This window comes from Pseudoalteromonas sp. T1lg24 (assembly GCF_002964745.1).
GTDB classification, from domain to species: Bacteria; Pseudomonadota; Gammaproteobacteria; order Enterobacterales; family Alteromonadaceae; genus Pseudoalteromonas; species Pseudoalteromonas spongiae.
Genome location: NZ_PQCB01000033.1, coordinates 176,539 through 195,297, shown reverse-complemented (window position 1 = coordinate 195,297; position 18,759 = coordinate 176,539). Strand labels below are relative to the sequence as shown.

Annotated in this window: 20 protein-coding genes; 15 read left to right on the top strand and 5 right to left on the bottom strand. The window is 42.4% G+C overall.

All coding sequences use genetic code 11. The features are described from left to right. The 15 genes from C2M30_RS13115 (at position 1) to C2M30_RS13045 (ending at position 12,704) form a co-directional block, all read left to right on the top strand. Entirely contained in the window at positions 1–1,554 is a 1,554-nt protein-coding gene (locus tag C2M30_RS13115; RefSeq protein ID WP_010559415.1) for an HAL/PAL/TAL family ammonia-lyase, read from the top strand. Continuing rightward, on the top strand, positions 1,547–1,978 hold the full coding sequence (locus C2M30_RS13110; RefSeq protein ID WP_010559414.1) for an acyl-CoA thioesterase: 432 nt from the start codon (positions 1,547–1,549) through the stop codon (positions 1,976–1,978). Before C2M30_RS13115 ends, C2M30_RS13110 begins: the two co-directional genes overlap by 8 nt. Continuing rightward, on the top strand, positions 1,971–2,510 hold the full coding sequence (locus tag C2M30_RS13105; RefSeq protein ID WP_105171939.1) for an outer membrane lipoprotein carrier protein LolA: 540 nt from the start codon (positions 1,971–1,973) through the stop codon (positions 2,508–2,510). The genes C2M30_RS13110 and C2M30_RS13105 overlap by 8 nt, the downstream gene beginning before the upstream one ends. 1 nt (position 2,511) lies before the next feature. Continuing rightward, positions 2,512–4,755 carry an MMPL family transporter gene (locus C2M30_RS13100; protein WP_158683427.1) on the top strand — a complete coding sequence of 748 codons (2,244 nt, stop codon included), beginning with the start codon at positions 2,512–2,514 and terminating at the stop codon, positions 4,753–4,755. Then, positions 4,752–5,999 carry an NAD(P)/FAD-dependent oxidoreductase gene (locus tag C2M30_RS13095; protein WP_105171937.1) on the top strand — a complete coding sequence of 416 codons (1,248 nt, stop codon included), beginning with the start codon at positions 4,752–4,754 and terminating at the stop codon, positions 5,997–5,999. The genes C2M30_RS13100 and C2M30_RS13095 overlap by 4 nt, the downstream gene beginning before the upstream one ends. After that, positions 5,981–6,523: a DUF3261 domain-containing protein gene (locus C2M30_RS13090; protein WP_100914969.1), complete on the top strand. Its 543-nt coding sequence runs from the start codon at positions 5,981–5,983 to the stop codon at positions 6,521–6,523. Before C2M30_RS13095 ends, C2M30_RS13090 begins: the two co-directional genes overlap by 19 nt. 1 nt (position 6,524) lies before the next feature. After that, a complete protein-coding gene (locus C2M30_RS13085; RefSeq protein WP_105171936.1) occupies positions 6,525–7,700 on the top strand; it encodes a beta-ketoacyl-ACP synthase in 1,176 nt (391 codons plus the stop codon). Positions 7,701–7,850: 150 nt separating this feature from the next. Next, a complete protein-coding gene (locus tag C2M30_RS13080) occupies positions 7,851–8,306 on the top strand; it encodes an ApeP family dehydratase (RefSeq protein WP_010559408.1) in 456 nt (151 codons plus the stop codon). Then, complete coding sequence (gene fabG, locus C2M30_RS13075) at positions 8,303–9,028, top strand: 3-oxoacyl-ACP reductase FabG (protein WP_054980760.1); 726 nt, start codon at positions 8,303–8,305, stop codon at positions 9,026–9,028. The genes C2M30_RS13080 and fabG overlap by 4 nt, the downstream gene beginning before the upstream one ends. Next, positions 9,028–10,251, top strand: a complete 1,224-nt coding sequence (locus tag C2M30_RS13070) for a beta-ketoacyl-ACP synthase (RefSeq protein WP_105171935.1) — start codon at positions 9,028–9,030, stop codon at positions 10,249–10,251. The genes fabG and C2M30_RS13070 overlap by 1 nt, the downstream gene beginning before the upstream one ends. Before the next feature lie 3 nt (positions 10,252–10,254). Beyond that, entirely contained in the window at positions 10,255–11,058 is an 804-nt protein-coding gene (locus tag C2M30_RS13065; RefSeq protein ID WP_100914972.1) for a MipA/OmpV family protein, read from the top strand. Between the two features lie 9 nt (positions 11,059–11,067). After that, entirely contained in the window at positions 11,068–11,496 is a 429-nt protein-coding gene (locus tag C2M30_RS13060) for an excinuclease ABC subunit A (RefSeq protein ID WP_100914973.1), read from the top strand. Positions 11,497–11,558: 62 nt separating this feature from the next. Further along, positions 11,559–11,774, top strand: a complete 216-nt coding sequence (locus tag C2M30_RS13055) for a VF530 family DNA-binding protein (RefSeq protein ID WP_105171934.1) — start codon at positions 11,559–11,561, stop codon at positions 11,772–11,774. Positions 11,775–11,841: 67 nt separating this feature from the next. Then, positions 11,842–12,102, top strand: coding sequence for a DUF3081 family protein (locus C2M30_RS13050; RefSeq protein WP_010559402.1), 261 nt, complete (start codon positions 11,842–11,844; stop codon positions 12,100–12,102). A gap of 74 nt (positions 12,103–12,176) precedes the next feature. Further along, the gene (locus C2M30_RS13045) at positions 12,177–12,704 is read left to right on the top strand and encodes a hypothetical protein (RefSeq protein WP_105171933.1); all 528 of its coding nucleotides are present in this window, start codon (positions 12,177–12,179) and stop codon (positions 12,702–12,704) included. Positions 12,705–12,771: 67 nt separating this feature from the next. Here the strand turns inward: C2M30_RS13045 and C2M30_RS13040 are convergent, their stop codons facing one another. The 5 genes from C2M30_RS13040 to betI all read right to left on the bottom strand — a co-directional run bounded on the left by C2M30_RS13040 (position 12,772) and on the right by betI (position 18,544). Beyond that, complete coding sequence (locus tag C2M30_RS13040) at positions 12,772–13,470, bottom strand: TorF family putative porin (RefSeq protein ID WP_105171932.1); 699 nt, start codon at positions 13,468–13,470, stop codon at positions 12,772–12,774. 4 nt (positions 13,471–13,474) lie between these two features. After that, a complete protein-coding gene (locus C2M30_RS13035) occupies positions 13,475–14,692 on the bottom strand; it encodes a choline transporter (RefSeq protein ID WP_105171931.1) in 1,218 nt (405 codons plus the stop codon). 134 nt (positions 14,693–14,826) lie between these two features. Beyond that, positions 14,827–16,476 (bottom strand): choline dehydrogenase, encoded by a 1,650-nt coding sequence (gene betA, locus C2M30_RS13030; protein ID WP_105171930.1) that lies wholly within the window; start codon positions 16,474–16,476, stop codon positions 14,827–14,829. An 11-nt stretch (positions 16,477–16,487) separates the two neighbouring features. Then, on the bottom strand, positions 16,488–17,951 hold the full coding sequence (betB, locus tag C2M30_RS13025; protein ID WP_105171929.1) for a betaine-aldehyde dehydrogenase: 1,464 nt from the start codon (positions 17,949–17,951) through the stop codon (positions 16,488–16,490). A gap of 2 nt (positions 17,952–17,953) precedes the next feature. Continuing rightward, positions 17,954–18,544, bottom strand: a complete 591-nt coding sequence (gene betI, locus C2M30_RS13020) for a transcriptional regulator BetI (protein ID WP_105171928.1) — start codon at positions 18,542–18,544, stop codon at positions 17,954–17,956. Positions 18,545–18,759: the final 215 nt, after the last annotated feature.

Here is an 18,759-nt window from a genome sequence, read left to right as displayed (position 1 = left end):
GTGATTAATCAACAGCAAACAGGGCCACTGACGTTCGGCCAAGGACCGCTTTCAATTGAAGATATTGTCGCGATAGCAAAAGGACACACACAGGCTAAGCTGTCGAATGATACCGGATTTACTCAACGCATTGACGCAGGCGTAGCCTTTTTAGATAAATTACTCGCAGAAGACGGCGTAATTTACGGTGTAACAACCGGATACGGCGATTCCGTAACGCGTGCCGTACCACTATCGCTAGTAAATGAATTACCACTGCATTTAACGCGTTTTCACGGCTGTGGTTTGGGCGATGTATTTTCGAAAGAGCAGGGCCGCGCAATACTCGCGACCCGATTAAACTCTTTAGCACAAGGTTACTCGGGTGTTAGCTGGGATATGCTGACGCTGTTAAAAGAATACCTAAACCACGATGTTGTGCCTGTTATTCCACAAGAAGGTTCAGTGGGCGCAAGTGGTGATTTAACCCCACTTTCATACGTTGCTGGCGCCTTAGTTGGCGAACGCGATGTGTATTTTAATGGTGAAGTGGCAAATAGTGGCGATGTGATGAAAGCCCTCAACCTAACGCCGCTTACGTTAAGACCTAAAGAAGGCTTGGCGATTATGAACGGTACGGCGGTGATGACAGCTCTTGCATGTCTTGCATACGACCGCGCCGAATACCTTGTCAAACTTGCGACTCGCCTTACGTCACTCGCGAGCTTAGGGTTAATGGGAAATTCGCACCATTTCGATGATATTTTATTCTCGGTAAAACCGCATGCAGGGCAGCAACAAGTGGCGGCTTGGATCCGTGACGACCTAAATTATCATACTCACCCGCGCAATGCCGACCGTCTACAAGACCGTTATTCTATTCGCTGTGCGCCGCACATTATTGGCGTGCTAGCAGATACGTTACCTTGGTTACGTCAGTTAATTGAAAACGAGCTAAACTCGGCGAACGATAACCCAATTATTGATGGTATTGGTGAACACGTGTTGCACGGTGGTCATTTTTACGGTGGTCATATTGCAATGGCAATGGATACGCTGAAAACGGCGGTTGCTAACTTAGCTGATTTAGCCGACCGTCAAATTGCGTCATTAGTTGATAGTAAGTTTAACAATGGCTTGCCAAGTAACTTATCAAATGGCGATCCAGAGCGTCAGTACATTAACCATGGTTTTAAAGCTGTGCAAATTGGCGCATCTGCATATACTGCTGAAGCGTTAAAACTAACAATGCCGGCAAGTGTATTCTCTCGTTCTACTGAATGTCATAACCAAGATAAAGTGAGCATGGGCACCATTGCAGCGCGTGACGCACTGCGCGTTATTCAATTAACAGAGCAAGTATTAGCAAGTACGTTGTTAGCGTCAATTCAGGCATTGCGCATTCGTAAAGAGCGCGGCGAAGTTGATGCCGACAGTCTTGCCAATGGATTAACCGAAATGTATCAAGACATTACTGGTTATTTCCCGAATCTTGATGAAGACCGCCCGCTTGAGCGTACTTTGCGTGACACAGTCGATGCAATTCAACAGCAGAAATGGAAGTTATATGAATAGTCGAGATGCGCTATTAACTACGCAGGTTGAAATTGATGTACCGTTTCACGATTGCGACCCAATGCAGGTGGTGTGGCACGGTAACTATGCCCGTTACTTTGAGGTAGCGCGTTGTGAATTGTTGCGCTTGTTTGATTACGATTATGATGAAATGGCAGCCTCTGGCTTTATGTGGCCGATCATCGATATGCGTTGTAAATACATTAAACCTGCGCGTTTTCGCCAAGTGATTGTGGTAACGGCGTATTTAAAAGAATACGAAAACCGCATCAAAATTGATTATGTGATCAGCTGTAAAGAAACTGGCGAAAAGCTTACAAAAGGTTATTCGGTTCAGGTTGCGGTGGGCATTAGTGATGGTGAAATGCAGTATGTGAGCCCGCCAGCACTGATTGAAAAACTATCAAAGGTGTTAGATGCGTAGCGCATTGTTAGTTTGTATTGCGTTTGCGGCATTTTTTGCAAACGCAAATACCACGCTTGTTGACGCGTTTAGCGAGCTAAAGCTTGTTAATCAGAGCAAGGTTAGTGGACAATTTGAGCAACACAAAAAAATTAAAGTGTTAAAAAACAGTATTGTTTCCGCTGGTAGCTTTAGTGCCGATCAAAGCGGCTTTGTGTGGCAGCAAAAAACACCGATTGCTTCAACAATCCGCATGGATGAACAAGGCATTTACAGCATAGATCATCGCGGAAATGAAAGCCAAATGACGAATGCTGATCTTTATATTCCGCTGCTACAAGCCTTGTTATTGCAAGATCCGGTTAAGTTGTCTGACTATTTACAGGTTCAATCGGTGGTAGATAATTGCATAAACTTGTCGGCAAATGAGCCGCTTGACCAAGTGTTTAGTGCGGTAAAACTGTGTGGAACAGGCACCATCTCGCGAATTGTGCTCAGCGAGCAAGCAGGGCATACCACTGAGATCAAATTAACCTATGCCGCGGCTAATTAAGTTGAATTCTCACAGAATTTCCATCGCGCTTGCCTTTGTTGTGATTGCTGCGTTGTTTTGTGCAATTATCGCAAAGCAATTTACCAGCGGCGACACACAATTTAGCAGTGATATTTTAGCGGTGGTGCCACAATCTGATGTACTTACGTCTCCTGCGATTACGCAAGCGAAGGCAATTATACAGCAGCGCTCATCAGGGCAGCTGGTGTTTAGTAGTGGCAACAAACACGCGTTACTCGCGTTCAAGCAAAGGTTAGAGCAAAATGCTGCGCTGACTTACATACCGCCACCTGATATTAAGCTCGACGAAGTGGTGGCGTTTTACTCCCGTTATCCAGGCAGTTTAATGTCGAGCAGTTATCCTAGCCAACTGTCAGAGCCCAGTGAATTACTCAATTACACTTTGGCAGAATTAACCAAGCCAGACAGTACTTTAAGTGCAAGTTCGCTATCGAGTGACCCTACATTAGCATTGGCAAGCTTTCTAAATGGTGTGTCACATATGGGCAGTATGGGGCAGCAAGATGGCTTGTTTAAAGTTCAGTTGTCACGGTCGCAACAACAGGTTTTTGCCGCGGATGACGCGCACAAAACCTTTTATCTTGCGCGTTTTATGCTAACTAAAAACGGCGCAGACTTTTCGCAAAATATCGCATTAACGCAACAAATTACCGGTTTAATTAGCCAGTTTGAGGCTGAATATAACAGCCGGATTTATTTCTCAGGCTTTGCCTTTCATGGCAGTGAAAATGCGCAACAAGCAGAATATGAAATTTCGACATTTGGCATCATTAGCTTGGTTGCAGTGGTGTTGCTTGTACTCGTATTTTTTAGAAATTTAATTGTTATTGGGCTGATGCTGGTGACAATTTTAAACGCCTGTATTTGGGGTATGGCCGCGCTGGTATTAGTATTCGATAACATTGAATTGATTGGTTTAGTGTTTTCAGTGACCTTAATTGGTGTCGCCATAGATTACTTATTCCATGTGCTGTGCGCGGATAAAAACACTATCACAACGAGCTTGGTTCTTGGCTTTGTAACGACTGCCGCAGGTTATGCACTTTATAGCTTTTCACCAATGGCCTTATTACAACAAGTCGCAGTGTTTATGATTTTTGGTCTGCTTGGTGCGCTTGTGTTTTCTCTTTTTTGTCAGTATGCACTTGATCTTAAAGTTAAAAAGCCGCGTATTGCTTGGGCGAATGTGTTAATGCTATTAAGCCGTGAAAAAGCGAAGTTATTGGCAGTATTAGTTGTATTGTTCTCCCTTGGCTTTTTAGTGAAACCGATTGTGCATCAAGATGACGTGGCTGTTTTGAGTAATACAAGTGAGACACTTAAACATAATGAAATGTTTAACCTCGCTTTACTTGGCCAAAGTAATAAGCACCACTTTTTACTGACCGCTGACTCCATGCAGTCAGCGCTTGAAAAACAAGAGACGGTAGTTAAATGGTTGGAGAAAAACGCCAATCAGGTTGAAGTAAATAGTTTGGCAAATTACTTGCCGTCACTAAATGCGCAGCAAACTACCTACACCTTACTACAAAATAAAGTAGTGGCGGGTCACTATACTGAGGTGAGTAATTCGCTTGGCATTAACGTGGGGGTTGAGCAATATTCGCCATTAACGGTGAGCGAATTTAAACAGTCACCACTTAAGCAGCTGTTACCGCTACATTTAGTGTTTGAAGATGCGCACAATGCGGTGCTTTGGTTTAATGTTGACACATTAACGAGTGATACCCTGAATGAATTATTAAACGAACATGGAGATTTCTTGCATTTACTTGATAAACGTCAAGAAATTTCAGATGCATTAGGTCATTATCGCTCTACAGTAATGGGACTTATGGCATTAAGTGCGGTGGTTGCAATGCTCGTTATGGCACTACGTTTTGACTTGGTTACGGCGTTATTGTCAGGGCTAATCATTGGTTTAGTGACGCTGTGTGCATTGTTACTCTCGAGTTGGATACAAGGTGCGGTGAATTTATTTAATTACCTCGCAACAATTTTAATTTTAGCGCTGGCAATTGATTATCTAATTTTTTATCGTAGTAAAGGCTTGTGCCAAAGTAACTTGCAGGCAATAAGTTTATCATTATGTTCATCATGTTTGGTGTTTGGCATATTAATATTGAGTAAAACACCGGCTGTTTTTAGTTTTGGTTTAACCTTAGTTATCGGGTTAGTGAGCCTTTACCTATTGGCTCCCTGTATTGTCAAGGAAAGGAAATGAAGGTAGAAAAAGTTGATGTAGTTGTAATTGGTGCAGGTCCTTCAGGCGCAGTTGCAAGTAGTTTATTAAATAAACAAGGAAAAAAGGTTGTCGTGCTTGAGCGTGAAACATTCCCACGCTTTTCAATTGGCGAGAGCTTATTACCTCAGTGTATGACCTATTTAGCTGAAGCTGGTTTAGTTGATAGTTTAAATTCACAAGCGGATGCACTTGGTTTTCAGTTTAAAAATGGTGCCGCATTTGAAAAATCAGGCGAACACACCTTTTTCGACTTTACCGATAAATTTACCGAAGGACCAGGTACTACGTTTCAAGTAAAACGTGCAGACTTTGATAAATTACTTGCCGATGGTGCAGCGCAGCAAGGGGTGATAATTCGTTATCGTCATACCGTAATTGAAGTGACTGAACACGCTGATTTTATGCGTTTAATTGTGATTGACCAAAGCGGTGAAACCTATACGGTTGAGGCAAAATTTGTATTAGACGCGAGCGGCTTTGGCCGAGTGTTACCGCGTTTACTCGATTTAGAAAAACCGTCAAAATTCCCTGTGCGCAGTTCGTATTTCACGCATGTTGAAGACAATATTGATGATGCTAACTTTGACCGCAATAAAATTCTGATTACTGTTCACCCAGAGCATCCAGATGTATGGTATTGGTTAATTCCATTTTCAGATGGTACGGCAAGTATTGGTGTAGTAATTGAGCCTGAAAAAGTTGTGGCAGCTGAGCGCGAACACCAAGAGATTTTGTTTGATTATATCAATCAAGTACCCAACTTATCTCAATTGCTAAAAAATGCCAAAGCGATTGCACCTGCACGCCAAATTAAAGGCTATTCAGCGGACGTAACACGTTTACATGGCGAGCGTTTTGCGCTGCTAGGCAATGCTGGTGAGTTTCTAGATCCTGTATTTTCTAGTGGTGTAACCATTGCACTTCGCTCTGCGTGTTTAATTGCACCTGTGGTAAATGATTTGCTCGATGGCAAAGAAGTAGATCTTGCTACACAATATGCAGAACCGCTTAAGCAAGGTGTTGATTGCTTTAAAACCTTTGTTACCGCGTGGTATGACGGTCGTTTCCAAGACGTTATCTTCCATAAAGAGCAAGATCCGCAAATCAGACAAATGGTATGCTCAATTCTTGCTGGTTACGCGTGGGATACAAGTAATCCATACGTTGCGCATAGCGAGCGTCGTTTAGATGTATTAGCGAAGTTATGCAAAGAGTATCAGTAACCTTACTAATACTGTGTTTATTGGTAGTAGGTTGTTCAAGTGCACACCGTATTGATACGGTGTCGCTTGATCACGAAATTCACTATAAATTACAAGCAGTACCTGAAAGCTGGCCAAAAATGTCTGCATTGCAATTGGTCACAGTAACACGGGGTGATGAGCAAAATACCTTGTTGTTACAAAGCGAACGTTCCGAGCAGCAACTCAATTTAGTTGCGCTAACAGCGCAAGGAATAAGTTTATTTTCATTATCGCTGTTCAAAGACGGTAATTATCACGTTGAAAACCATTTACCCGGCATTAATTTGTACCCAAGCAATATGCTAGCCGATATGCAATTGGCGACATGGCCGCTGACAAATGTAAAGCAAGGGCTACTTGGTGCATCCATTACGCAGCAGCAAGACGAACGCATTATTAGTGACCTAAATGGCGAAGTAATGCGCATTCGTTACACAGACACCACTACGACAATTACCCACATGCGTCGTCACTACACAATCACTATCGAAGAGATAAACTAATATGGCAATCGGTTTAAATGACTTAGGGCTTGTTTGTAGCCTAGGCGACAGTAAGCAAAGTGTGATGGCAGCACTGTCAAACAGTGAACTATCACAGCCGCAATTACTGACCAAATTTGATAAACCGGGCAATGACGGAACTGAATTTTTTGTCGGTGCTGTAAGCGCAACGTTACCAGAAATTTGTGAGCCACATTTTAATACGCGCAATAATCAATTGCTGTTAACCGCGTTCAAACAAGTTGAGCACACGTTTACAGCGCTTACAGAGCAATTTGAAAAACAACGTATTGCCATTGTTTTAGGCACCAGCACAAGCGCCATAAGTGAAGGTGAAAACGCCTATCAGCAATTTACAGATGCGGGTGATTACCCAGCGCATTTTAATTATCGTCAGCAAGAATTACACGCGCCAAGTGAATATCTAGCGCACATTACGGGTGCGAGTGGCCCTTGTTACACCATTTCAACAGCCTGTAGCTCAAGCGGTAAAGCATTAGTCAGTGCGCGCGGTTTAATTGAATCGGGTATCGCAGATGTGGTGCTTTGTGGCGGCGTAGATAGTTTATGTAAAATGACCTTAAATGGTTTTAAAGCGCTTGAATCGACCGCGGCTGAATACTGTAAACCGTTTCACAGCGAGCGTGATGGTATTAATATTGGCGAGGCAGCGGCACTTTTTGTAATGAGTAAACAGCCTGCAGCTGTGCGTTTATGTGGTGCAGGTGAGAGCTCTGATGCGTATCATGTTTCAGCGCCAGAACCGTCTGGCCGTGGTGCGATTGCAAGTATGACGAAAGCCTTGCAAGACGCAGGTATCGATGCCAAAGAGATTGGTTACATAAATGCCCATGGTACCGGCACACCGAAAAACGATGAAATGGAAGCGAATGCCATTCATACTCTTGGTTTTGATTGTTTAGTGAGTTCAACCAAAGGTGTTACCGGTCATACGCTTGGTGCGGCTGGGGCATTGGAAGCGGGGATCTGTTGGTTGCTACTAAGTGATTTCAATAAAGACGAGATTATTCCTGCCAATTACCCTGTAGCGGAACTGGATGAAAAACTTTCGTCAATTAGACTCGCAGCATCGAATTCTTCTGGTAAAATACGCTTTTGTTTATCCAACTCGTTTGCGTTTGGTGGCAATAATGTGTCACTTGTTTTTGGTAATTAGCGCATCAACGGAAAAACACCGAATTAAAAATATAACGCTAGGCACCTGTGCTAATTACTAAGTGCCAGCGCAAGTAAACTCGATTAAGTGCTCACGCCCGATTTGGGCGTTGTTTATTTTGCCCCCTTAATCCGAAACTTAGGTTGATTCATGACTCATTATTCGATTGAAGCGGTGCTTCCTCACGCCGACCCAATGATCTTACTCACCCGCTTGGTGAGCTATGATCAAGACTCTGCAGTTTGCGAGGTCGATATCTCTGCACAATCAGCGTTTTTTAACGAACAAACTCAATCAGTTGCAAGTTACATTGGTACTGAATATATGGCACAATCTATCGCAGCATACGCAGGTGCTTTAGCACTCGATGACAATGCTGCGGTTAAAATTGGATTTCTAATTGGTTCGCGTAAATATAAGACATTCACTCCTGAGTTTACGTTAGGGCAGACGTTAGCTGTTTCGGTTAAAAAACTGTTTCAAGAAGAAACAGGGTTAAGTGTATTTGAATGCCAAATTCTGCATGCAGATACGGTTCTTGCTGAAGCTAAAATCAATGTCTTTCAACCAGATGATCCTGTGCAGTTTTTAAAGGAACAACAATGACAAAACGTGTATTAGTAACTGGCTCAAGTCGCGGAATTGGCAAGGCCATCGCATTAAGATTGGCCGAAGACGGATTCGATATTACGCTTCATTGCCGCAGTGGCATTGACGCGGCAATGCAAGTAAAAGAACAAATAGAAGCACTTGGCCGTCACGTTAGCCTTGTTCAATTTGACGTATGTGACCGTCAAAAAACGCAGCAAGCATTGCTTGCGGATGTCGAAGCCCATGGAGCGTATTATGGCGTTGTGTGTAATGCCGGTGTAACACGCGATACCGCCTTTCCTGCAATGACAGGTGAAGAGTGGGATGAAGTATTAACTACAGGATTAGATGGTTTCTACAACGTAGTGCAACCTTTGGTGATGCCGATGATTCAAACTCGTAAAGGCGGCCGCATTATCACTATGGCGTCGGTATCGGGCATTGCTGGTAACCGTGGCCAGGTTAACTACAGCGCAGCAAAAGCGGGTTTAATTGGTGCAACTAAGGCACTGGCGCTGGAAGTGGCAAAACGTAAAATTACAGTAAATTGCGTCGCACCGGGTTTAGTTGCAACCGATATGGTTGATGATTTACCAGTCGATGAAATTTTAAAAATGGTACCTATGCGCCGTATGGCAGAACCAAAAGAAGTGGCGGGTACAGTGGCATTTTTAATGTCAGATGACGCTGCCTATATTACGCGTCAGGTTATTTCGGTAAATGGTGGGTTAGTTTAGTGAAACGCGTTGTTGTAACAGGAATGTCTGCGATTACTGCGCTAGGCGATGATTGGCAAACGTTTAAAAGTGCCTTAAAAACAGGTGAAAATGCAGTAGAGACAATGCCAGATTGGACATTTATTAATGGCTTAAATACCAATTTGGGCGCGCCAGTGAAGCATTTTGAAAAGCCTAAGCATTATTCACGCAAAAAGATCCGTTCAATGGGGCGGGTATCACTTATGGCAACGCGTGCAACAGAATTAGCTCTCGAACAAGCTGGCCTTTTAGAGCACCCATCGTTAACGAATGGCGATACAGGTATCGCGTACGGCTCATCAATTGGCTCTACTGCGCCGCTTATTCCATTTGGACGCATGATGGACAGTGGCGAAATGACGGGGGTGACAGCAACGAGTTATATTCAAATGATGGCGCATACCGCGCCAGTTAATGTGGGCGTATTTTTTGGCTTAAAAGGCCGCGTTATTACCACAAGTTCAGCATGTACATCAGGCTCACAAGGTTTGGGCTATGCTTTTGAGGCGATTAAATTTGGTCGTCAAAAGTTAATGGTGGCAGGTGGCGCAGAAGAATTATGTGTAACCGAAGCTGCAGTATTTGATACCTTGTACGCAACCAGCTGCAAAAATGACACGCCAAAACACACTCCACGCCCGTTTGATAAAGACCGTGACGGTCTGGTGATTGGTGAAGGTGCATGTACCTTTATTTTAGAAGAGTTAGAACACGCACAAGCGCGTGGCGCACATATTATTGCCGAAATTGTTGGCTTTGGTTGTAATTCAGACGGGCAACATGTAACCCAACCAACCAGCGAAACCATGCAAGTGGCGATTGAGCAAGCAATTGCCGAAGCGGGTATAGAAAAATCTCAAATTGGTTACGTGAATGCTCACGGCACTTCAACTGACCGTGGTGACATTGCTGAATCTCATGCAACTTTCAATGCGTTAGGTAAGGTGCCGATTAGTTCGTTAAAGAGTTATTTAGGACACACCTTAGGTGCGTGCGGTGCTATTGAAGCGTGGGCGAGCATTCATATGATGCAAGACAATTGGTTTGGTGGCACGACCAACTTAGATAATGTCGACCCAGAATGTGCGCCACTCGATTACTTAAGTGTAGAGGGGCGTGAAATCAACACCGATTATGTGATGAGTAACAACTTTGCGTTTGGTGGGATCAATACCTCGTTAATCTTCAAACGCTGGTCGTAAATCATGTTGATGCGATGGATTGCACTTAGCTTACTGTTTATCTCAACACACAGTGTTGCCGATGAAGTCACGTTTGGTATTGGCGCGTTTTATTCATCGCTCCCGCATTATTTAGGCGCGGAACAAAACGAAAGTTATGTGGTTCCGCTGCCGTACATTCACATTGAGAAAGAACACTATAAAGTAGAGCGCAACGAATTCGAATCATTTTATGAAGTTGCACCTAATCATTATATTAGTGTCAGTGCAGGTGGTGCGATTGCCGTATCAAGTAAAGATAATCGCGCCCGCGAAGGCATGGACGACCTTGCCTGGGTAGGCGAAATAGGCCCAAGCTATCAATATTTTAGTTTTGGTAATCCTACCTCAGACGACTATTTATATATTTCACCTTTTATTCGAAAAGCGTACGCATTTGATGGCGGAGATATTGACGATATCGGCAGTGTGTATGGCGTTATGCTAGAAGCGGGGCAGCAGATTTATCAAGATGGTCAGCATCAGGTAAACCTTACTGGACGTTTTAGTACCCGTTTTGGTAGCCATGCTTACAACAGCTACTTTTATCACGTTGCTGAACAATTTCAAACAATTGACCGTTTGTCTTTTGATGCGGATGCGGGTTATCTTGCATCGGTATTTAGTTTAGGATTAACTTACGATAACGATTGGCTTTGGGCCGGCGGTTTTCTTCGTTATTATAATTATTCACACAGTGCAAATCAGCAAAGTCCCCTGTTGCGTGATAATCACAACGTTGCACTTGGTTTTGGCTTTGCATGGAAGTTCTATTCATTAAAAAATTAGGGAGAAGTAATGAAAAAATTAATTCTTGGTGTTTCGCTTGCACTTGCTGCAAGTACTGCAACGGCGCGTGATGATATTGGTCGTTACTCGGTTGAAGAGCTACTAAGCACAGCAAAAGCTGAGCAAGCGCTTGATCCAAACATTAAACTATTTTTTGGTAAGCAAAAAGCGGGCGAAGTAAAGTCAACTTACGGTGAAGTGCAAACCAATAAAAAAACCAATGCGTTCAACAAAAGCGATAAAGAAGCGTGCCAATGGGTAATGCTTAGCGCATTGAAGTCATTACAAGAGCGCGCGCGTAGAGAAGGCATGAATGCCGTAATGAACATTAGTTCGTACTACAAAAAACGCGAATTTGTAAGTGAAACTGAATTTGAATGTGGCGCAGGTTTTGTAATGGCCGGTGTGACATTAAAAGGTGATTTGGTTAAACTATAAGAGTTCAACCATTCTTTAAAAAAAGCCCGTTTAGGGCTTTTTTAATATTTAAGGCAGCAAAAATGCAAAACCAACCAAATAACCCATTACATGGCTTAACGTTAGAGAAAATTGTGACACAATTGGTCGAAGAGTATGGTTGGGATGGCCTTTACCGCGAGATTAAGATTAACTGTTTTGCAAACGATCCTTCAATTAAATCATCGCTAAAATTTTTACGTCGTACCCAATGGGCACGTGATAAAGTTGAAGCACTTTACCTTGATACGTTCCGCTAACTGATCTAAACGTCCAGTAACTCACTATAATTAAGTAACAATTTGAGAAATCAGGGAGTGCTTAATTATGAAAAACGAGCTAGACGCCAAACTATTATTGAAAGTATTCGACCTTATCTACCAAAAAGGTGAAGACTTTGAAGACGGTAAACTCTATCAAGGGATCACCGCGTTTTCAGATATTGACGGCTACACCATTTACCTAAAAGGAAATGGTGTATTGCTACGTTTTGGCTTTCACAACACCTACCATCTTGATTATGAACACAGTAAATTAAAAGACGTGTTTATGAGCAAACTCGAATCTTTGGTTAAAGAAGTAGAATAGCGCGTTCCCTTAGCTACCTAACTTACTTAAATTTAAAAATTTTAATTAAAAAACGCGATACGCGCGAGGAGCTTATGAGACAGATCATTAGTTTAATTCTTTTGCTGTTAGTTACTGGATGCACAACGCATTATCCAAACCAAGATATTGAAGGCAAACGGTTTCCAAATGTCACCGGCACGAGTTTAGAAAAACAAACCGTCAGTTTACCAGCGCATGTTGCTGGCAAGCCGAGTGTATATTTAATTGGCTATAAACAAGATTCGCAATTTGATATTGATCGCTGGTTAATTGGACTTGATATGAAAGAAGTGGATGTGGTTGCTTTTGAATTACCTACTATTGCTGGGATGTTTCCGCGCATGTTTAGCACGCAAATAGACGAGGGTATGCGGCGCGGCATTCCAAAAGAGTTATGGGGTGGGGTAATTACAATTTATGAGGACGGTGAGCGTATTCAGGCTTTTACCGGCAATGAAAAACCAAACAACGCAAGGGTTTTGTTGTTAGATGAAAAGGGTAACGTTGTTTATTTTTATGACAGCGGTTTTAGCGTTGCTGCGCTCAATGAGTTAATTACCCATTTGGCAGAGCTAGGTTAATTTAATTTAGGTAAAAGAAAAGGCGCAATGTGCGCCTTTTTACTTTTATGCGTTTAAATATTGCAGGTTACAGCGAAAATGTTCTTGAAATAGAGAACACTAAGCGCTCATCTGCGGTATCCCAATCAAGGTTTGTATTCTCTGCTGCAAGCTCTAGGTTAAACCCTTTAAAGCTGGTTTGATAGGCTAATCGATAGTGATGGTATGACGAATTATTACCATCCCATAACCACTTATCGCCATCAAGTGAGTTTGATACATCAAAACTTGCACGTAGCGTATGATTTGGCGCGATTTCATAAGAATGCGCTAGCATCGCAATAGTGTGGCCTGCACCTGTGCCAAAGTAATCCCAGCTGTACCAGAAGTTAAATTCGGTATTACCTAAGGCTGATGAATAGCCAAATTTTGCGTAAGCTTCAGGGTAGTTACCATCATCTGAATAGCTTGCGCCGTGGTAGGTGTAATACGCGATACCATAATCAAGGCTTAACGCATCGTTAAGGCTGATATAGTGACCAGCGTAAAAATCCCACTCAATGTTAGTGTCATCACCAAAATCGACATTTGATGCCCAACTACCCGCGTAAAAGCCATTTTCAAATGATTTGTCGAGACTAACCTGTAGCGCAGGGTCGTTCATGGTTTGGCTAACACCGTTAAAGGTATAGTCAGATGCCCCAGTTACTGTTGTACTCCAATCGGCATGCGCCACGCTTGTCATTACTGCAACCGGGATTAATGATAATTTAATTAAATTTTTCATATGATTAGCTTATTGTCTCTATTTTATTAAAATCAATTGCGTTTTCTTTTGGTGAACTATGAATCGTCTTAACAGTTTTGAATTTATTAACCAAAATAAAACCAAAACCAGCAAAGAAAATCGCAATAACAATGGCACCAACCCATTGGATTTGTAGAAAGTTCAGTTTAAATAATAGTGTTAAAAGTGAAAGTGCAACAATATTTAGCAACAGATAATTGCGCTTACCTAAACGGGCGACGGTAAGGTTAAGGTTATCTGTGTACAAGCGGATCAGTGAGTCTAGTGAATTGATCACAAACACAATACCGACAAATACCATGGCAAAGTTCACCAGACCATCGGTTGCAATACCAGCATCATGGTAGTGATACAGCACGGCAAACCAAGCAGCAATTGGAATTGATGGGAAAATTAACATCGCTGCGAGTACTTGGTAAGTTTTAAGTCCACCAACAAAACGAGAGGTGAATTGACCTATCATAATGCTCCACGCAAACCACCAGAATAAATAGAATTCATGGTAGTCGTTAAGCGGCAATACAAAATGGTGAATATTCGCAAAGTAGTCGCCAATGAGTGCTAAGTTATTTGTATAGGCACTCATTTCGCTGTCGCCAAATACAAAGGCGCCTGCCCACATAGCAACAATTAACGCGATAAATACCCAGGTTGTTGTAATACTTAAAAAGCGTACATAGCGAATACTGGTACTTGAATAAGCAGCAAAACAAATTGCAGCAAATACAATTAAGTAAAATGTTGGCACAATTGATTCGCCATCACCTACCGCAGGTAGGTACCATGGCAAGTTACTCAGTAACAAAAAGGCAGTAAACGCACATGTGCCGATAATCACTACGTTGTTAACCAATTTTACCAGTGGAATTTCGAAAAATTTCACTTTAGGTTCAATTACACAGAAATAAAAACAGGTCAAAAAGTAGAAACCCCAAATTAAGAATCCCCAAAAACCAAACTCAATCGCGAGTGGGTTTGTGAAGCCATATTCTGGGCTTGCTTTTATGTCTGCATAACCGGCAAACTCGGTTAGCGGAAACATGATAAGGCCAACGTCGAGGCCAGATGTAAACAGAATTGCAATAAAGGTAAATGTTTTAACTGGGGTCACACCCACTACTTGCATATTGCCCCATTTATATAAAATAAAGGCGATTGAAAGTAAGGTGAACAAAATGCCAGCACTAAGCCATAAGGTCATTGTCACCCTCCCAGTATAAGTAAAAATAGTCCATAGTTTTCCTATTTGTTGTTGTCATAGTTAATCAATAGCGAGTTGCTATTTGTTGAAAATAACGATGAAAATTGTGATGCTTTCATCGCTACTACCAATTTTTAGCGCTGTTGCTGCTGCCAATCTGGCTTAATGCCAACAGGCACTGCAGTTGAGTTAAGCGCTGGCTTTGCCAAAATGATGTCAGCCGCCTTTTCTGCAACCATAATGGTTGGCGCATTTAAATTGCCATTCGGTATGGTTGGGAAAATTGAAGAGTCCACCACGCGTAAATTACTTATTCCATGCACTTGCGTATTTGAATTTACTACCGCCATATCGTCTTCACCCATTTTGCATGAGCAACTTGGGTGATAAGCACTTTCAACGGCATCACGCACAAAGGCATCAATTTCTTCATCAGTTTGAATTTGTTCGCCAGGTTGAATTTCACCGTCGCGGTAATCATCAAACGCAGGCTGTGCGATAATTTCGCGAGTTAAACGCACGCAAGCGCGGAACCCTTCAATATCGTCGGGGTGCTGCAAGTAATTAAACTGAATCTTTGGTGCAATACTCGGATCAGAGGATTGAATTGTCACTGCACCACGGCTTTTCGGTTTATTGTGGCCCACATGTACCTGAAAACCATGGCCATCAAATGCCGATTTACCATCGTAACGAATTGCCGCAGGTAAAAAGTGATATTGAATATCAGGCCATTCAACGCCCGCTTTTGAGCGAATAAATGCACAGGATTCAAAGTGGTTAGTAACTCCAAGACCTGATTTTGCAAACAACCATTGTGCACCAATTAAACCTTTTGAAATCAGCCCTAGCTTGCCATTTAACGTAATTTGCTTTTTACATTTGTACTGAAAATAAAACTCTAGATGATCTTGTAAGTTTTGACCGACACCCGGTAACTCGTGCTGCACTTTTACGCCGGCTTGTTCAAGCACGTCGCGTGGTCCAATGCCCGATAATTGCAAAATATGGGGTGAGCCAATCGGCCCCGCGCTTAAAATAACCTCTTTATTAGCAATGGCACGATGCGCTTTCCCTTTAATGGTGTAGTTCACACCCGTTGCTTTTTTGCCTTCCAAACGCACTTTAGTTACCAGTGCATTGGTTACTATAGTTAAATTTTTGCGGTGCTTTATTGGATCTAAATAAGCGCGACTTGCTGAGCAGCGAATGCCGTTTTTAACGGTCATATGCATTGGGCCAAAACCTTCCTGGTTTTCACCGTTGTAGTCGTGGGTATGGTCATAACCTGCTTGTTTACCCGCTTCGATAAACGCGTGGTACAAAGGGTTAGCCATCTCATTACCGTTATTAACGCCAAGTTCACCGTCGCCGCCGCGATAATTATCTTCACCTAAATACCAGCTTTCGGCTTTTTTGAAGTAAGGTAAACACGCTTGGTAATCCCAGTTTTCGGCGCCGTGTTCGGCCCATTCGTCAAAATCTTTTGCATGACCACGTACGTACACCATGCCATTAATTGACGAAGAACCGCCTAATACCTTGCCGCGCGGGCAGTGCATACTGCGATTATTAAGATACGGCTCTTTTTCAGTATGAAATTGCCATGCGTATTTATCGCCATTCATTGGAATTGATAACGCCGTTGGCATTTGAATAAAAATACTTTTATCTGAACCACCGGTTTCCAGTAAAAGTACCGAATGTTCAGGATTTTCAGATAAACGGTTGGCGAGCACACACCCAGCTGAGCCTGCGCCGACAATAATATAATCGTACTGCATAAAATTACTCGCTAAAATGGGCTTTCAATTTGGCTCATGCCAACATAAATTGATTTGGTTTGGGTGTAGCTATTTAGTGTTTCAACACCATTTTCGCGGCCGATACCCGAGCGCTTGTATCCGCCAACGGGCATTTCAGCAGGCGAATTGCCATAGCTGTTTATCCAACAAATACCGGCATTTAATTGATGAATCACGCGGTGAGCGCGTTTAATGTTTTGACTAAAGACACCCGCGGCTAAACCAAGTTCTGTGTTATTAGCGCGTTTAATCACGTCATCTTCATCGTCAAACGGTAATACACACATCACTGGGCCAAAAATTTCTTCTTTGACTATGGTCATGTCGTCACTACAATCAACAAAAATAGTTGGTGCAACGAAGTTACCGTTAGGTGCAGATTTAGGCGTTGCCTGATAACCCCCAGTTAAAACCGTGGCACCTTGCTGTTTACCAAGCTCGATATAGTTTAAAACTAAGGCTAAGTGTTTTTTCGAAATTAGCGCGCCTAAATTAACATTTGGATCGAGTGGATCGCCCATTACAATGTTATTTTCAGTGCGTTTTTTTAACTCTTCGATAAACTCATCGTAAACATTTCTTTGAACATAAACACGAGTACAGTTGGTACACACTTCACCTTGGGTATAGAAGTTACCAAGCATTGCAGCGCTTACCGCTTCGGTGATTTCGGCATCATCGAACACGATTAGCGGCGATTTACCGCCCAGTTCCATGGTCACTTCTTTTAAGTTACTAGCGGCACTTTGCATCACTTTTTGGCCTGTGCCCACTTCGCCAGTGAACGAGACTTTTTCAATATCTGAGTGTGTTGTTAACCATTGACCAACTTCGCCTGCGCCATGTACCACGTTGAACACACCTGCTGGCATGCCAGCTTTAATAAATATTTTGGCAAGTTCAACCGCGCCGCGAGGTGTTTCTTCAGATGGTTTGAAAATTAAAACATTACCTGCCGCAAGTGCCGGGCCCGACTTCCAACAGGCAATTTGAAGTGGATAGTTCCACGCACCAATACCAGCGCAAATGCCTAAAGGTTCTTTTCGCGTATAGAAAAAGTCATTACCAACCGTTTGCTGCGAACCTAGTTGTGTTGGGGCAAGACCTGCAAAATACTCAATAACATCGGCACCTGTTTCAATATCCACACAGTCGGCTTCTTGAATTGGCTTACCTGTATCCAGTACTTCAATTTTTGCCAAATCGTCGTTGCGATCACGCAATAGGGCAACCGCTTTTAATAAAATTCGGCTACGTTCAACAGCGCTCATTGCTGACCAAGTGGCAAAACCTTGCTTGGCACTTTCAATGGCTTGCTCTTTAATAAAATCGTCTGCGATTTCAGTTTGGTAAATAACCTCGTTTGTAGCGGGATTGATAACATCAAACGACTGACCTGATTTGTTTTCAAGCAGTTCGCCATGAATAAAGTTGAGCAATTTAGGAAGAGACATAATTAATCCTGATACACGGGAATTAGAGAGTTTACGTAGTTTTTAGCAAGCAATTCTGCATTGCTAAATTCGGCTTCGTTTGCTTTGGTTAATACGGCACGTAACCAAAGGCCGTCGATCATCGCTGCACTAAGAGTTGCAGCTTGTAATGCTTGTTCATAAGGCAATAACGTTTTGAACGAATACAGTAAATTGCTGTACAGACGTTTTGCGTTAACAGCTTGCAAGCGGTGTAATTGTTCGTCATGCATTGATTCTGCCCAAAAACTCAGCCACGTTTTGGTGACATGAGCCTGCTTTTGTACAACTGAAAAATTTGCTTCGACGATTAACATAAGACGTTGTTGCTGACTTATGTTTTCGTCGATTTTTGAGATTAAGCTGGATTTTAAACTGGTTAGTAAGTAACGCACGGTCGCTTCAATTAACCCATTCTTACTACCAAAGTAGTGACTGATAATGCCCGAGGACAATCCAGCACGTTTGCTAATGGTATTAATCGTTGTCGCTTTTAATCCGAGCTCTGCAACTGAGTTTAATGTGGCGTCAATCAGCTGTTGACGACGTATGGGTTCGTATCCAACTTTAGGCATATTTTTATTAATTGATCGTTCAATAAAAATAAATTCTAATGAACTCTAACTAATATTTCAAATCTAAGGGGGCGTTTATGTTTGTGTTTATGTACGTTTTTGAAATGGTGTTAAGTTTTAAGTTGCTGAATTTATTTGTTTAATTTCGTTTTTGAAATTATTTAAAAATAATTTATTTTGTTGTCATATTATTACAATTAAAATTATTTCTGCTG

What these genes read in the sequence shown, in the direction of transcription:
- C2M30_RS13050 (WP_010559402.1), top strand. Translation starts at nt 11,842, where the DNA reads ATGAAAAACGAGCTAGACGCCAAACTATTATTGAAAGTATTCGACCTT.
- betB (WP_105171929.1), bottom strand. Translation starts at nt 17,951, where the DNA reads ATGTCTCTTCCTAAATTGCTCAACTTTATTCATGGCGAACTGCTTGAA.
- betI (WP_105171928.1), bottom strand. Translation starts at nt 18,544, where the DNA reads ATGCCTAAAGTTGGATACGAACCCATACGTCGTCAACAGCTGATTGAC.
- C2M30_RS13090 (WP_100914969.1), top strand. Translation starts at nt 5,981, where the DNA reads ATGCAAAGAGTATCAGTAACCTTACTAATACTGTGTTTATTGGTAGTA.
- C2M30_RS13110 (WP_010559414.1), top strand. Translation starts at nt 1,547, where the DNA reads ATGAATAGTCGAGATGCGCTATTAACTACGCAGGTTGAAATTGATGTA.
- C2M30_RS13095 (WP_105171937.1), top strand. Translation starts at nt 4,752, where the DNA reads ATGAAGGTAGAAAAAGTTGATGTAGTTGTAATTGGTGCAGGTCCTTCA.
- C2M30_RS13105 (WP_105171939.1), top strand. Translation starts at nt 1,971, where the DNA reads ATGCGTAGCGCATTGTTAGTTTGTATTGCGTTTGCGGCATTTTTTGCA.
- C2M30_RS13080 (WP_010559408.1), top strand. Translation starts at nt 7,851, where the DNA reads ATGACTCATTATTCGATTGAAGCGGTGCTTCCTCACGCCGACCCAATG.
- C2M30_RS13040 (WP_105171932.1), bottom strand. Translation starts at nt 13,470, where the DNA reads ATGAAAAATTTAATTAAATTATCATTAATCCCGGTTGCAGTAATGACA.
- C2M30_RS13045 (WP_105171933.1), top strand. Translation starts at nt 12,177, where the DNA reads ATGAGACAGATCATTAGTTTAATTCTTTTGCTGTTAGTTACTGGATGC.
- betA (WP_105171930.1), bottom strand. Translation starts at nt 16,476, where the DNA reads ATGCAGTACGATTATATTATTGTCGGCGCAGGCTCAGCTGGGTGTGTG.
- C2M30_RS13065 (WP_100914972.1), top strand. Translation starts at nt 10,255, where the DNA reads ATGTTGATGCGATGGATTGCACTTAGCTTACTGTTTATCTCAACACAC.
- fabG (WP_054980760.1), top strand. Translation starts at nt 8,303, where the DNA reads ATGACAAAACGTGTATTAGTAACTGGCTCAAGTCGCGGAATTGGCAAG.
- C2M30_RS13085 (WP_105171936.1), top strand. Translation starts at nt 6,525, where the DNA reads ATGGCAATCGGTTTAAATGACTTAGGGCTTGTTTGTAGCCTAGGCGAC.
- C2M30_RS13035 (WP_105171931.1), bottom strand. Translation starts at nt 14,692, where the DNA reads ATGACCTTATGGCTTAGTGCTGGCATTTTGTTCACCTTACTTTCAATC.
- C2M30_RS13060 (WP_100914973.1), top strand. Translation starts at nt 11,068, where the DNA reads ATGAAAAAATTAATTCTTGGTGTTTCGCTTGCACTTGCTGCAAGTACT.
- C2M30_RS13055 (WP_105171934.1), top strand. Translation starts at nt 11,559, where the DNA reads ATGCAAAACCAACCAAATAACCCATTACATGGCTTAACGTTAGAGAAA.